We start from the raw sequence: 15170 nt of genomic DNA, 5'->3' as shown, positions 1-15170 counted from the left end.
AGAAATAAATTCATTCGGTCAATCATTGATTTCCGTTTATTTTGCACTTTTTCTCTCAATAATCCCTTCCCCTTTTAAACACCACTGTTATATATTAATAACAAAACTGTATTACAACAGAAATTACCAACTCATATAGTTATTAGTTTCCTCAAATAATTTCCCCCATGAGAATCGTTTTTATTTGTATTCACATATACTTTTATACCTAAACTTTTCCTAAGCAAAAAAAAGCAACATGTGCTATTTTGGAAAGTAGAAAAAATAAGGTTCTTTCGTTAAGAGCATCCAAGCTTTGCCCAAAGAATACTTGGCGAGAAGCAAAGTTTACTACTATACTTTAAATACATAGTTTTTTGAAAGGAAGTTTATTTATGATTTTAATGGAAGATATTATACGTGAAGGCCACCCTACTTTAAGAACAAAAGCACAGGAAGTGAAGTTCCCTCTAACTGAAGAAGATAAAAAACTAGCCAGTGACATGCTGGAGTATTTGATCAACAGCCAGGATCCTGAACTATCCGAAAAATATGGTCTGCGTCCTGGAGTTGGTTTGGCAGCCAATCAAGTCAACTCATTAAAAAGGATGTTTGCCCTGCATTTGGACGATGAAAATGGCGAAAAAATCAGCTTTGTTTGCGTAAACCCTAAAATTGTTAGTCACTCTGTCGAAAGAACATACCTTCCTTCCGGGGAAGGGTGCTTATCCGTCGACCGATCAATCCCGGGGTATGTCCCACGTTATGCAAGAATTACGGTGAAGTTCTTCACGGTGGATGGGGAAGAAAAGAAAATGCGTCTAAAAGGATTCCCGGCCATTGCCTTCCAACATGAGCTGGATCATCTGAATGGAATCATGTTTTACGACTACATCAACAACGATAACCCATTCGAGCAAGTGCCGAACTCATTCCCACTGGGCGAAGAATAACTGAATAAATATGAAGGTGTTCAGTGAGTTACTTCTGGACACCTTTTCCTTATTCTTTTATCAAATAGAATTAGGAAATGAGCTCTTTTTCGCTTCGAGCCTGAAATTTTGGCCATAAATGCAAAGTGGGCGTCTCAAAAATTGCTTTTTAGACGCCCACTTTCATTATTAACAAATTATTTTATTTATAATCTAAGCATTTTAAAACATACTACATAGACTAGTAAGAAGGATTGTATCAACGTGAGCAAATTCTTCTATCTAAATGATATGAAGGATTTTCATCGCTTTCGCTACGCCATCGCGATCGACATGATCCGTGATAATGTCGGCTACTTCCTTTGCCTGCTCCACCCCATTGCCCATGGCGACGGAAGTGCCAACTTCTCGAAGCATCTCAATATCATTCAGCCCGTCGCCAAATGCAATCGTTTTTTCAATGGGTATATTTATTTTTTCCAATAACGTCTTAATTCCTCTAGCTTTCGAACCATCCTTAGGCAAAATATCGCATGAATACGGATGCCATCTTATAAAATTGACTTCCGAAAAGGTGTCCCTATACAATTGTTCTTCTGATTCTTCCATAAATATCAGTGTTTGATAAACGTCATTGTCCCTGTAAAATAAAGGGTTGCTCATAGGGTACGGATATTTTAAAGTGTTTAAACTCTGTTCGATAAAAGAATGTCCTTCAATCGACGCAATCATTTCCTTGTCATCAATAAACACTACCGGATGATTTCGCTCGTGCCCAAAATCAATAATTTTAGCTAGGTATTCTTTCGGGACACTATCGGTGTATATCACTTCCCCTTTATACACTACATACTGTCCGTTGAATGTAACATAAGTATCGATTTCAAGCTCGTCTAGTATGCTTTGAATCATGAAAGGTGCCCGGCCTGTTGCAATCGCTATTTCATATCCATTGCCGCGTGCCTCTTCAATTGCCTTCTTGGCTGAATCGGGAATTTTTTTCTCACTATTATACAGTGTACCGTCAACATCGAAAAATATTATACTTGTCATTTCTTACCCCTCTATACACATATTTATATGTAAACGGAAAATACTTTACATAGAGAAAAGTCATTATTCTCTAAGTTAGGAGTGATACGCCATGTTAAAGCGACTCAAAAAGAGAATTCTGAAACGATTAAATGGCATCCTCGGAAAAAAATCAATTGCTTGAGCCCTTCAAAATGGAGGGCTTTTCTTTATTTTAGGACAGACGCGTGATAATATAAAGGAAATGCATCTCCAACCCTGGATTATTGACATTTATCTTCTTACAATATCGAAAAGACAAACTCTATCCAAAGATACAAAAGATCGCCAATTTATATGGTTGTTTTTGAAATTTTAAATTACCTTATTAGTTGAACAAGACTCTTTGACCAATTGATGGTAAAATGGGTACAAGTGTTTTTTCGTGTTTAAAAAATGATTGAAAAGAAGATAAAGCTTTTTGCAAAATCGGTAGCTTTTGATCCATCATTTTTTATTATCTTTATTTTATGCAATTGTAACGCTACTCTTTTATGGCAAGTAGTTCACTTTAAATAATCTAAACGATGCACGCAAATGTACGTTAATTAAAGGAGAGAAATCATGATTTACAAAGTTTATTACCAAGAAAATGCTCAAGAAGTACCAGTTCGCGAAAATACTAAGAGTCTTTATTTAGAAGCAGCTTCAGAAAGAGAAGTGCGCAGCTATCTAAAAGATCGTAATTACAATATTGAGTATATCCAATTACTTGAGGGCAATTATTTAGAGTATGAAAAAAATAGCCCGAACTTCCATTTGGAGAATGCCTAGATTATTATGAAATTTGTAAAAAATGATCAGGCAGCGGTATTCGCTCTCGGCGGACTGGGCGAAATCGGAAAAAACACATATGCGGTACAATTCCAGGATGAGATTATTGTCATTGACGCTGGAATCAAATTTCCGGATGATGATTTACTAGGAATCGACTATGTCATTCCGGATTACACTTATTTAGTGCGAAATGTCGATAAAATCAAAGGTTTATTTATTACCCACGGACACGAGGACCATATTGGCGGAATTCCTTATCTATTGCGCCAATTAAATATTCCGGTGTATGGCGGCAAGCTTGCTTTGGGACTATTGCGAAACAAGCTGGACGAGCACGGGTTATTACGTACAACAAAGCTTATTGAAATTAAAGAAGATGATGTCATCAAATTCAGAAAAACATCAGTTAGCTTCTTCCGTACGACTCACAGTATTCCAGACGCATATGGAATTGTTGTTAAAACACCTCCTGGCAATATTGTGCACACTGGAGACTTTAAGTTTGATTTCACACCGGTTGGTGAACCTGCAAATTTAACAAAAATGGCTGAAATCGGCCGCGATGGTGTCTTGTGTTTGCTATCCGACAGTACAAATGCAGAAGTGCCGAACTTTACAATGTCTGAGCGTAAAGTCGGCGAGAGCATTGACGATATTCTGCGAAAAGTGGATGGCCGAATTATTTTTGCTACATTCGCTTCCAATATCCATCGTTTGCAGCAAGTGACTGACGCTGCGGCACAGTTCGGGCGAAAAATCGCAGTATTCGGACGATCAATGGATAATGCCATCTCGATCGGACGTGAATTAGGCTATATAACGGCACCAAAAGAAACATTCGTCGATGCGCAAACGATTAACCGCTTACCGGCGAATGAAGTTTTGATATTATGTACAGGCTCACAAGGTGAACCAATGGCAGCATTATCAAGGATTGCTAACGGAACACATAGACAGATTCAAATCCAACCTGGCGATACGGTTGTATTCTCTTCTTCACCTATCCCAGGAAATCAGATGAGTGTCAATAAGATCATCAACCTATTGTTCCGAGCTGGCGCAGAAGTTATCCATGGATCTTTAAATAATATCCATACTTCTGGACACGGTTCTCAAGAAGAGCAAAAACTGATGCTCCGTTTAATGAAACCGAAGTTCTTCATGCCGATTCACGGTGAGTACCGTATGCTAAAAATGCATACTAAACTAGCAGAGGATTGCGATGTTCCAATAAACAATACATTTGTTATGGAAAACGGAGAAGTGCTTGCTTTAAGCTCGAACGAAGCCCATGTTGCAGGCAAAATCCCTTCTGGAGATGTATATATTGACGGAAGTGGGATCGGGGACATCGGAAATATCGTTTTACGCGATCGACGTATTCTATCCGAAGAAGGTTTAGTCATTGTCGTTGTTAGTGTCGATATGAAAAAACAAAGACTTGTTGCCGGTCCGGATATTATCTCACGCGGATTTGTTTATATGCGTGAATCCGGTTCACTAATTAGCGAAGCTCAAAAAATGTTAAATAGTCATTTAAATGAAATGGTCCAAGGTAAGTCTACACAATGGACTGAAATGAAAAATGAAATTACCGACGTTCTAGGGCCATATTTATTTGAAAAAACAAAACGACGTCCAATGATTTTGCCAATCATTATGGAAGTTTAGGCATTTAAAAAGGTTGTCCGACATTGGACAACCTTTTTTATTTTGCCGGAGAAGACAGACGTAATGAACACTCTTCCTGTTACTCCGCAATTAGCTCATCATTTTTTTTACGAATCGATTAATATCTACATCTGCACCGATGACAAGTAAAATATCGCCAAGCAATATTTTGTCGTCTGCTGCAGGAGAAATGATAATAGATTCCCCTCTTTTAAGTCCGACAATGTTAATCCCATATTTTGCACGAATGTCCAGATCCAATAATGAATAACCTGCAATACGGTCATTGGCCCGTATCTCCATGATGGAATGTTCATCGGATAGCTCCAAGTAATCCAGTACATTGCTTGACATCATATTGTTCGCAATCCGGATACCCATGTCCCTTTCAGGATGGACTACATGATCAGCGCCAATTTTATGGAGAACCCTTGCATGATAATCATTCTGCGCTTTAACGGTAATTTGTTGAACGCCCAGATCTTTCAGGATTAACGTTGTTAAAATACTGGCTTGAATGTTTTCGCCAATCGCAATAATTACATGTTCAAAATTCCGAAGACCCAACGAAATTATTACCTCTTCATCTGTTGTATCCGCAATAACAGCTTGTGTTGCGATCTTTGCAAATTCATCTACTCGTTCAGCCTCTGCATCGATGGCCAAAACGTCTGCACCTAGACGAATCAACTCCCTCACGATGCTTCCGCCAAAACGTCCCAACCCTACTACTACAAATTCTTTTTTCATCTTAAACCTCCGTACAATATTCAATGTTACTATTTTAACTTAGTATCTTTATTTTGTACAAATAACCTTTACTTTTTCTATATCCCTGTTCCGCATGAGATTAGCCTTTCCCCTTTTCCCCGCGAGTAATTTTTTGCTCCATCCTTCAATATTTTACCATGGCAATTCCTTTTTTATCTTCTAACATCATATTGTAAAAGCTATTCAGTGAATATACCGATATATTATCAGACTTATAAGTAAAAAGTATTAAGATGGATTTTTAATAAACCCATTCTCAATTGAATACAATAGTGTGCTGGATCAAATTTGGAGGTGTGAACAGCTTGTCTCTCTTTTTTGAAAGTGCGGTGTTTGAACATCAGTTTTGGTTAAGAATTCTGGGCGACCACTCTCGATTTATACACGATTCTCTATATCCTTCTGAAAAAGAGGATATTGCAAAAGCAGCTCGGTTCATTCAAATATTTGATCAATTGCTTGGATCAGTAGAAAAACAAAATGAATCTACAATGATTCCTTTCACAAAACAAGTGGAGGATCATGTGAACCATCTGAAAGCATTTAAACTTTCCATCATCCGACGCCATATAACAGGAGAAATTAAAATCCATCTTACCCCAAGCTTTGTTAATCATATGGTTAATGAATTGGAAGAATACCAACGCATCATTGGTTTTGTAGGGGGAGGAGAAATCCCTCCAATTTTCCATGAGCTCCATCATCATTTACTTTGGCTACTGGATGCTTCCGGCCATGCCGGTGCAATTAATGATCGTCTGGATGGTGTTGAAAGAAGACTGAAAGAAAAAAGTCATAACTTTACAATGCATTTTGACCATTTCTATTTAAAAGCTGTGGAGCTGACTGGTTTTTTACGAACAAATGTCCATAAATTCCCTGCCTTGTCAAAGTTCAATGAGGATGTGGAAATCGAGATGAACTTGTTCAAAACGTTTTTACATGAACTCGAGGAGATGGAGCTTAATGCGGAAAGCTTGGGGATATTTTCCGCATTAATGGCTGACCATATGGCTAGAGAGGAACAGTACTATTTAATGAAGCTGGCACAATCAAAGTCGGTATAATTTGGAACAGTGTAGACAATCTTCATTGCGTCTACACTTTTTTCCATGAATCTTTTCATATTTCATTCAGTAGTTTAAGCACTCGTTTTTCAAGCATTTTCATGCCATTTCCCCCAGATTGATAGTGTCGCAGTACCCCATTTTGATCGAATAGATAATAAGAAGGCACATATTGATTATTGAAAATATCGGTGAGCGTCATTTGGTTATCAATAAAAATTGGTTGTGTCATTTTATATCGACGGGCTGCTTTTTTTATTTTCCCTATATCCGTATCCTCCATCGATCTTGGCATATGAACGGATATAAAATTGACCCGCTGTTCATATAGCATTTTGAATTGATTTAATTGAGGCATTGTTTCTTTACAATCATGGCAACTCATGGACCAAAAATGAATGATGGTTGGCTTTTTTCCCACCAAATCTTCCCGCTTGACGCTTCCATTTAACCATGCAGCTTCACCCTTTAACTCTGGCATTTGTGATCGTAATTTCATCAAATTCCCCCTTAAAAGTATCAGGCTTCCAACGATTAGTGTTAGATCGTGTCGTCACCTGGTCGCCAACTTGCCGGGCAAAGGCGGCCTGTCTGTAGTGCTTGAAGCACACGGAGCACCTCTTCCGTATCACGGCCAATATTATTGTGATGCACTACCATGTATTGAAGTTCTCCTTTAGGGCTAATAATAAACAACCCTCTTAGAGCAACCCCCTCTTCTTCTACCAAAACTCCGTACTTCCTAGCGACTTGATGATTAGTGTCCGCTGCCAGGGGGTATCGGAGTTGGCCAAGACCATTTTTTGTTCGTTCTGTATTAATCCATGCAAGGTGTGTGTATATCGTGTCTGTCGAAGCACCGATCAACCTTGCGTCAAGTTCATCGAATTCGTCGTAGTAATCGGACATTTCCGTAATTTCAGTAGGACAAACAAACGTAAAATCCATCGGGTAGAAAAATAAAACTGTCCACTTTTCTTGTTTTATGTTGTCTTCCAAAGATACCTTTCCAAAAGTCTTATCGGGCATCACGGCCTCCATCACAAAGTTTGGTGCAGTTTTGCCAACTACTAAATCATGCATTTTGCTTCCTCCAGTTTTGAAGTACATAGCAGAGTTCAACATTGAAGAATCCCTTACTACCAGTTTCAAAGAACATTAAAATTTTTGGGAGATATTTGTTAATCGTCTATTGAATTGCTTAAATGATTCTGTATAATAGTATCGGTAATAGTAAACATTAAGTTATAAAATAGTAAACTTTCATACTTTAAGTTTATGTATATTAAACTGACAAGGAGTTATTCATGTGCAAATTGGTTCGAAAATTAAAGCATTACGACTTAAAAAAGGACTTACTCAAGAAGAGTTAGGTGAAAGAACTGATTTAACGAAAGGTTATATCTCCCAGCTTGAACGTGATTTAAATTCGCCATCGATTGAAACACTGTTTTCCATTTTGGAAGTATTAGGCACAACCCCAAAGGATTTCTTCGACGATTCTTTATCGGAACAAAAAGTAGTATATGACATAAACGATCAAACCTCTTTTGTCGATGAAGATAAAGGTTATAAAATCCAATGGCTCATACCCACTTCGAATGAAAAGGAAATGGAACCTGTACTGATAACTCTTCAAAAGAACGGCGAGTATAAACAGTTCGAACCTTCTCTGGCAGAGACATTTATTTATGTGATAAAAGGTCGTATAAGAGTTGTATTAGATAATCATGAGTATATTGCTTGTGAAGGGAATGCGATTTATTATGAAGCATCAGCCAATCATCAAATATTCAATGCTAATAATGGAAAAACCGAATTGCTGTTAGTTGCAACAGAATCTTATTTATAGTCTAGGAGGCAAGAGGATGAGCAATACAATTATCCGATTTGAGAATGTTACCAAATCGTATGACGATGGAACAGTTGTATTAAAAAATATCAATTTTGAACTTGAAAAAGGAAAGTTTTACACACTTCTAGGTCCTTCCGGTTGTGGAAAAACGACAATCCTTCGAATTATCGCCGGCTTTACAGACCCAACTGAAGGTTCAATCTATTTTAATGATAAAAAGATAAACCAAATTCCTGCAAACGAGCGTCAAGTTAACACAGTTTTTCAGGACTATGCCTTGTTTCCCCATCTAAATGTGTTTGAAAATGTCGCATTTGGTCTTCGCATTAAAAAGCTTAAAGAAAAAGAAATTCAGGACCGTGTATTGGAGGCTTTGAAATTCGTTAACCTGGCAGGCTTTAGCAATCGTGAAATTTCAGAAATGTCCGGCGGTCAGCGACAACGTGTAGCCATTGCCCGTGCAATTGTAAATGATCCTGAAGTCATCCTTTTGGACGAGCCCTTATCTGCACTCGACTTAAAACTGCGTTCCGAAATGCAATACGAGCTTCGCGAATTACAGCAGCGCCTAGGCAAAACTTTTGTATTTGTGACACACGACCAAGAAGAAGCCCTAGCCATGTCTGATGAAATTTTCGTCCTTAACGATGGCGAAATTCAACAATCCGGCACACCGGTGGACATTTATGATGAACCAATCAACCGTTTTGTTGCGGATTTTATAGGTGAATCGAATATTGTCGACGGTGTCATGGTTGAGGACTTTAAAGTACAATTCACCGGGAAAACTTTTGATTGTGTTGACCAAGGTATGAAACCGAATGAGAAAATAGATATCGTTATACGTCCGGAAGATCTCGAGATTACAACAGTGGATAAAGGGAAACTGATTGTAACTGTAGATACACAACTATTCCGTGGTGTTCATTATGAACTATCTACATACGACAAAGATGGCAATGAATGGCTCGTTCATTCACTTAAAAAGGCAGAAGTTGGCGAGCAAATAGGATTGGACTTTGACCCAGAAAGCATCCATGTTATGCGTTTAAACGAAACTGAAGAAGAGTTTGATAAACGACTAGAGTCTTACGGAGAAGAAGATAATGTTTAATAAAGCATCAAAGGGCTCGCTATTTCCCTATACTATCTGGATTGCCTTATTTGTCATCGCGCCAATTGTCCTAATTGTTTATTATTCCATGTTGGATTTAAACGGAAACTTTACTCTGAATAATTATCAAACTTTCTTTTCATCGGTCTATTTAAAAATGACTCTGACAAGCTTTTGGTATGCCTTTTTAATTACGTTGTTTACATTATTATTCGCCTACCCGACAGCTTTTCTTTTAACAAAGACCAAGCATAAACATTTATGGTTGATGCTGATTATAATCCCATCCTGGATTAACTTGCTATTAAAAACGTATGCTTTTATCGGCATCTTCGGATTATATGGTCCAATCAATGCCTTCTTGGAAGTATTTGGCCTGGATGCACAGCAAGTTTTATTCACGGATTTCAGCTTTATATTTGTTTCTGTTTATATTTTTATTCCATTTATGATTATTCCGATATTCAACTCACTTGATAAATTGAATCCGACACTAGTGTATGCAGCACGTGACCTAGGTGCTTCTAGTTTTACCACTTTCCGTCGTGTTATTTTTCCGTTGACAATTGATGGGGTGAAGTCCGGAATTCAGGTAACATTCATACCGGCGCTTTCATTATTCATGATTACCCGCTTAATTGCCGGTAATAAAGTGATAACATTGGGAACAGCGATTGAACAACAATTCCTTGTTTCCCAAAATTGGGGCATGGGCTCAACGATTGCAGTATTCCTGATTATTATTATGGTCATTATTATGCTCCTGACTGGTCAGAAGAAGGGGGGCCGTGCACAATGAAAAAATTATCCACTGCATCAAAAGTCTATCTACTGTTAGTTTTTGTTGTGTTATATGCGCCGATTTTCTATCTAATCTTTTATTCATTCAACAGTGGGGGCTCCATGAATAACTTTGAGTCCTTCACATTCGAGCATTACAAAGCCGTATTTGAAGACTCGAGACTGATTGTCATCCTGATCAATACTGTGATTGTTGCTCTATTATCGGGACTGATCGCGACAATTATCGGTACATTAGGAGCCATCGGAATCGTGTCCATTAAAGATAAGAAAATGCGCAAAACTTTACTTTCTTTAAACAACGTACTAATCGTAAGTCCTGATGTTGTTATTGGGGCAAGTTTCTTAATCCTGTTTACAATGATTGGAGTGAAACTAGGCTTCACTTCAGTTTTAGTATCGCATGTAGCTTTCAGCATTCCCATCGTTGTCCTGATGGTACTGCCAAAACTGCTGGAAATGAACACTTCCCTCATCGATGCGGCACGCGACTTGGGCGCATCGAAGCGTGATGTACTAACACGGGTGATTCTTCCCTATATCCAACCGGGAATCTTTGCAGGGTTCTTCTTAGCTTTAACCTATTCATTGGATGATTTTGCTGTTACATTTTTTGTAACCGGAAATGGTTTTTCTACATTATCCATTGAAATTTATTCCATGGCGCGCGCTGGAATTTCTTTAACTGTCAACGCAATTTCAGGCCTAGTCTTCTTTGTAACCATTTTAGTAGTCATTGGCTACTATTTCGTAACAAATCGTGCAAAACGTGTAAATGAGGAGGTACAACGATGAGATCATTAATTCAAGCTGCGATTGCCATCCTAGTCGTTTGTGCTCTCCTGTTCTTTGCAGTAGACCGCCTGGAGTCAGCTGGTTCTGCAGGAAGTAAAGATACGATTACTGTTTATAACTGGGGTGAATATATAGACCCAGATTTATTGAATCAGTTTACAGAGGAAACCGGCATTAAAGTCATTTATGAAACTTTCGATTCTAATGAGGCAATGATGACAAAAGTGGAACAAGGCGGTTCGGCTTATGATGTGGCCGTGCCATCCGAATATATGGTGGAAATGATGAAAGAAAAAGATTTGCTTCTACCGATTGACCATTCGAAGCTGCCTAATTTCAAAAATATTGATCCCTACTTCCTCGATTTAGCTTTCGATCCAGGAAACAAATATTCTATTCCTTATTTTTGGGGAACTGTTGGAGTTGTCTTTAATCCAAGTATAGTGGGAGATCATCTAACTTTTAAATCTTGGGAAGACCTTTGGGACCCATCCTTGAAAGGCAAAGTATTCTTGGTTGATGGAGCCCGTGAAGTAATGGGAATGGGGTTGAACTCCTTAGGTGAATCCCTTAATGCAAAGGACGATGCCCTTCTCCGTTCAGCAACGGAAAAATTAACTTCATTATCGCCTAATATTAAAGCCATCATTGGTGATGAAATCACACCACTAATGATTAATAATGAAGCATCGGTTGCTCTTATATGGTCCGGCCAGGCCGCGGACATGTTGTGGGAAAATGAAGACCTTGACTTTGCGGTTCCTGAGGAAGGTTCAAATTTATGGTTTGATAACTTTGTAATTCCAAAGACAGCGGCCAATATCGATGGAGCCCACGCCTTTATCAACTTCATGTTAGATGCAGAAATTTCGGCACAAAATAATGATTATGTCGGATACTCCACACCAAACGCCGCAGCAATGGAACTGATGGATCCAGAAGTGATAGAGGATGAACGCTTCTACCCAAATGAAGAGCTTCGCGCGAAATTGGAAGTTTATGAAAACCTTGGTCTTGAATGGCTAGGGAAATATAATGAACAGTTCTTAAAATTTAAAATGAGTATACGTTAATATAGCTCTTACACAAGCCGATGACATTCTTCAAGAATCTCATCGGCTTTTCTTTCGAATTTCGGCCTAAAGACTACTAGTTAAAAGTAGTTTAACGATATACAATATGATAAGCTTTTAGATACACGAATTAAAATTTTGGGGATATAAGGAAAGGTGGACTGGGATGTCACAAAAAAAGAAAAAACTAACTTTAATGATACTGATGCTTAATATGTTTATTACGATGGGTGGAGTAGGAATTGTCATTCCTGTACTCCCTTCATACTTGGATATTTTCGGTGTAGGTGGCGAGGTCTACGGCACGTTAATTGCAGTATTCGCCTTGGCACAATTTTTATTTTCGCCCCTGGCCGGAACTTTATCAGACCGTTTCGGTCGTAAAGTATTTATCGTTGGCGGACTTATAATATATGGCATTTCACAACTTCTCTTCGGTATTGCTACAGAAGTTTGGATTTTATATTTAGGGCGCTTTCTAAGCGGTTTTGGGGCTGCCTTCATCATGACAACGATTATGGCTTATGTTGCCGATATTACAACGGTTGAAGAACGCGGAAAAGGCATGGGATTAATCGGGGCCGCCATTTCTCTGGGCTTCATGATTGGGCCTGGATTAGGGGGATTTTTGGCAAATGTGAATTTACATTTCCCATTCTTTTTAGCAGGCTTTGTCTCCCTGGCAGCAGCTCTCTTGTCATTCATTATTTTACCGAATGTTCAGCCACAGGTGGATGAGACAGTAAAAAATGCACCTCGTGAAAACTTGATCAATCAACTAATTCGGTCTGTTAAAACACCTTATTTCGTCATACTCATTGTTGTGTTCACTTTTAGCTTTGGAATCTCGAACTTCCAATCAACACTATCGATGTTTTTAACGTATAAATTTGACTACACGGCAACTGATATTGCAATTGTTATCACTGTAGGTGGATTCGCTGGTGTTGTTCTCCAAATGTTTATCATTGATAAATTATTTAAACGTTTTGGGGAGATGAAAGTTATATTAATCAACTTAGTTGTAGCAGCAATAACTATGGTGGCCATGGTGTATGTCGGAGGGTTCTTCATCATTCTGGCGGTGGCAACCTTGTTCCAGATTGCAACCGTATTTATCCGACCAGCAGTTAATACACTGATTTCGAAATTTGCTGGTAATGAGCAAGGCTTTGCAGCGGGCATGAACAATGCGTATATGAGTTTGGGGAATATGATTGGTCCCGCACTTGCAGGGGTGTTATTGGAATGGCATTTGTCGATCCCATTCATATTAGGCGCTGTTATTTTACTGGGCTGCTTTGGATTAGCCTACGTCTGGACAGTGAAAAAATCGCCTCATTTACTATCTCCAACAACCGATTCAAAATAAAAAAAGGAAATGTCCATAAAAGGGCATTTCCTCTTTTTATTATAGGCTTCTAATAAATTGCTCAACAAACTTTGCATTAAAGGATAACAACTCTTCATCTGGGTTGATTTTTGCATGGTGGAGTCCATAATCACAATTAGCACCTGCCCAAAACATCGCTCCGGGTATTCCTTTCAAGAAATAACCAAAGTCTTCACCCGTCATTGCTGCAGGACACTCATAAGATGTTGCCCCCTCGTATTGTTCAGCAAACTCGAGTAATTTTTTTGCACATTCCGGATCATTATTAACCTCGTAATACATCGATCCATAATCAATGTGAATCTCACATTCAAATGAAGCTTCAATTCCGGCACAAATGGCCTCGACACGTTTCTTCACATCGGCCATCGCCTCCGCATTGAGCGTACGAATGGTTCCTTCCAGTCTTGCATTTTCAGCAATAATGTTTTGAACAGTACCAGAAGTGAGTTTTCCGATGGTAATCACTGCGCTTTCCATCGGGTTAATATTCCGACTTACGATCGTCTGCAGCTGCATTATCAGATTAGCAGCAGCCACAGTCATATCCCTCGTCTTATGCGGATAGGCAGCATGTCCTCCAAGTCCCTTTAAATCAATAAAAAGCTCTGATGTATTGGCAAACAATAACCCTGGACGCGTTGCTACAGTCCCGACTGGATATTCCGGTGCAACGTGCAGCGCATAGATTTCATCAGGTAAAAGATCAGGTCTTTCGGCTTCAATCCAATTCAGCATCGGCTCGGCACCACCAGGGCCTTCTTCAGCTGGTTGAAAGTAAATGATTACATTGTGCTTTGGCTGATTGTTCGCTAACGCTTCCACCAGGCCAAGTGTGATCGTCATATGGCAATCATGTCCACAAGCATGCATATTTCCTTCATGAGTAGAGGAATAAGGCAGGCCAGTTTCTTCAACAATTGGCAAACCATCAATATCCGAACGCCAACCAATCGTTTTGGCTGGCTGACTGCCTACAATTTTCACTACGATGCCTGTTTCCCATGTCGTTACACGAATGTTTTCTTGCGGAAACTGAGCAATCTTATTCAGCAAATACTGTTGGGTCTTGAATTCCTGAAAGCCCAACTCAGGTATTTGATGTAACTCCCTGCGGATTTGAATGAGTGTATCCATCATAACACCTTCTTAAATATTTCTTAGAGCATCGATAATTTCAGTTTTAGATTTTGTTTTTTCATCTAATTGTTTCAAAACGCGTGCAGGTACACCACCGACAACTGTATAAGGTTCCACATCGCTAATGACGATTGCACCGGCTGCAACAACAGCACCTTTCCCTACACGTACACCTTCCAACACTACTGCGTTGGCACCAATTACAACATCATCTTCAATGATTACCGGAGTCGCTGATGGTGGTTCAATTACGCCTGCCAGAACCGTCCCTGCTCCAATATGGCACCCTTTACCGACAGTTGCACGGCCGCCCAATACAGCCCCCATGTCGATCATTGTTTTTTCACCGATTTCAGCGCCGATATTGATGATTGCACCCATCATGATTACCGCATTGTCCCCGATTGTTACTTGATCACGAATGATGGCACCCGGCTCAATACGTGCATTTTGATGTTTTAGATCCAATAAAGGGACACCAGAGTTACGGCGATCATTTTCAACCACATAATCCAAAATCTTGCTTCCGTGTTCTTTTAAACTTGCTTCAATTTCGTTCCATTCGCCGAATACAACGGCGCTGTTCCCTTCACCGAAAACTTTGGAGTTTTCCCCGTATGATAAAGAAGCAGCACCTTCACCTTTTACGTATACTTTCACAGGTGTTACCTTTTTTGAATCAGAAATAAATTGAATAATTTCTTGTGCATTAAGTTTAGTAGTCATTGTTT

The 15170-nt window shown here is 39.1% G+C and carries 16 protein-coding genes; 10 read left to right on the top strand and 6 right to left on the bottom strand.

From position 1 onward, the window contains the following. Positions 1-374: 374 nt before the first annotated feature. Entirely contained in the window at positions 375-932 is a 558-nt protein-coding gene (gene def, locus CD33_RS16370; protein ID WP_036202586.1) for a peptide deformylase, read from the top strand. Between the two features lie 261 nt (positions 933-1193). Here def and CD33_RS16365 read toward each other — a convergent pair whose 3' ends face one another. After that, positions 1194-1964 (bottom strand): Cof-type HAD-IIB family hydrolase, encoded by a 771-nt coding sequence (locus CD33_RS16365; protein WP_036202583.1) that lies wholly within the window; start codon positions 1962-1964, stop codon positions 1194-1196. 582 nt (positions 1965-2546) lie between these two features. On the opposite strand from CD33_RS16365, the gene CD33_RS16360 reads away from it, so the two are divergent. Both CD33_RS16360 and rnjA read left to right on the top strand, forming a co-directional pair. Next, positions 2547-2756 carry a DNA-dependent RNA polymerase subunit epsilon gene (locus CD33_RS16360; protein ID WP_036202581.1) on the top strand — a complete coding sequence of 70 codons (210 nt, stop codon included), beginning with the start codon at positions 2547-2549 and terminating at the stop codon, positions 2754-2756. 6 nt (positions 2757-2762) lie between these two features. Beyond that, on the top strand, positions 2763-4430 hold the full coding sequence (gene rnjA, locus CD33_RS16355) for a ribonuclease J1 (RefSeq protein ID WP_036202579.1): 1668 nt from the start codon (positions 2763-2765) through the stop codon (positions 4428-4430). Between the two features lie 90 nt (positions 4431-4520). Here the strand turns inward: rnjA and CD33_RS16350 are convergent, their stop codons facing one another. Then, positions 4521-5180, bottom strand: coding sequence for a potassium channel family protein (locus CD33_RS16350; RefSeq protein WP_036202577.1), 660 nt, complete (start codon positions 5178-5180; stop codon positions 4521-4523). 326 nt (positions 5181-5506) lie between these two features. Here CD33_RS16350 and CD33_RS16345 point away from each other — a divergent pair, with 326 nt between their 5' ends. Beyond that, the gene (locus CD33_RS16345) at positions 5507-6268 is read left to right on the top strand and encodes a DUF2935 domain-containing protein (RefSeq protein WP_036202575.1); all 762 of its coding nucleotides are present in this window, start codon (positions 5507-5509) and stop codon (positions 6266-6268) included. Between the two features lie 55 nt (positions 6269-6323). On the opposite strand, the gene CD33_RS16340 is transcribed toward CD33_RS16345, so the two are convergent. Beyond that, positions 6324-6767 carry a TlpA family protein disulfide reductase gene (locus CD33_RS16340; protein ID WP_036202573.1) on the bottom strand — a complete coding sequence of 148 codons (444 nt, stop codon included), beginning with the start codon at positions 6765-6767 and terminating at the stop codon, positions 6324-6326. Between the two features lie 41 nt (positions 6768-6808). Continuing rightward, positions 6809-7351, bottom strand: coding sequence for a peroxiredoxin (locus CD33_RS16335; protein ID WP_036202571.1), 543 nt, complete (start codon positions 7349-7351; stop codon positions 6809-6811). Positions 7352-7577: 226 nt separating this feature from the next. On the opposite strand from CD33_RS16335, the gene CD33_RS16330 reads away from it, so the two are divergent. From CD33_RS16330 to CD33_RS16305, 6 genes are all read left to right on the top strand, one after another. Beyond that, entirely contained in the window at positions 7578-8120 is a 543-nt protein-coding gene (locus CD33_RS16330) for a helix-turn-helix domain-containing protein (RefSeq protein ID WP_036202569.1), read from the top strand. 16 nt (positions 8121-8136) lie between these two features. After that, entirely contained in the window at positions 8137-9237 is a 1101-nt protein-coding gene (locus CD33_RS16325) for an ABC transporter ATP-binding protein (RefSeq protein ID WP_036202564.1), read from the top strand. Further along, positions 9230-10036 (top strand): ABC transporter permease, encoded by an 807-nt coding sequence (locus CD33_RS16320; RefSeq protein ID WP_036202561.1) that lies wholly within the window; start codon positions 9230-9232, stop codon positions 10034-10036. Before CD33_RS16325 ends, CD33_RS16320 begins: the two co-directional genes overlap by 8 nt. Next, positions 10033-10833, top strand: coding sequence for an ABC transporter permease (locus tag CD33_RS16315; RefSeq protein ID WP_036202559.1), 801 nt, complete (start codon positions 10033-10035; stop codon positions 10831-10833). Before CD33_RS16320 ends, CD33_RS16315 begins: the two co-directional genes overlap by 4 nt. After that, positions 10830-11906: an ABC transporter substrate-binding protein gene (locus CD33_RS16310; RefSeq protein WP_036202557.1), complete on the top strand. Its 1077-nt coding sequence runs from the start codon at positions 10830-10832 to the stop codon at positions 11904-11906. Before CD33_RS16315 ends, CD33_RS16310 begins: the two co-directional genes overlap by 4 nt. Before the next feature lie 166 nt (positions 11907-12072). Next, entirely contained in the window at positions 12073-13278 is a 1206-nt protein-coding gene (locus CD33_RS16305; protein ID WP_036202555.1) for an MFS transporter, read from the top strand. A 39-nt stretch (positions 13279-13317) separates the two neighbouring features. On the opposite strand, the gene CD33_RS16300 is transcribed toward CD33_RS16305, so the two are convergent. Both CD33_RS16300 and dapD read right to left on the bottom strand, forming a co-directional pair. Then, positions 13318-14436, bottom strand: coding sequence for an N-acetyldiaminopimelate deacetylase (locus CD33_RS16300; RefSeq protein ID WP_036202552.1), 1119 nt, complete (start codon positions 14434-14436; stop codon positions 13318-13320). Positions 14437-14448: 12 nt separating this feature from the next. Continuing rightward, complete coding sequence (gene dapD / locus CD33_RS16295; RefSeq protein ID WP_036202550.1) at positions 14449-15165, bottom strand: 2,3,4,5-tetrahydropyridine-2,6-dicarboxylate N-acetyltransferase; 717 nt, start codon at positions 15163-15165, stop codon at positions 14449-14451. Between the last annotated feature and the right edge of the window lie 5 nt (positions 15166-15170).

The organism is Ureibacillus sinduriensis BLB-1 = JCM 15800 (assembly GCF_000772955.1).
Lineage (GTDB): Bacteria > Bacillota > Bacilli > Bacillales_A > Planococcaceae > Ureibacillus > Ureibacillus sinduriensis.
Note: the sequence above shows the minus strand (reverse complement) of the source record. Positions and strands in the feature narration are given on the sequence as shown.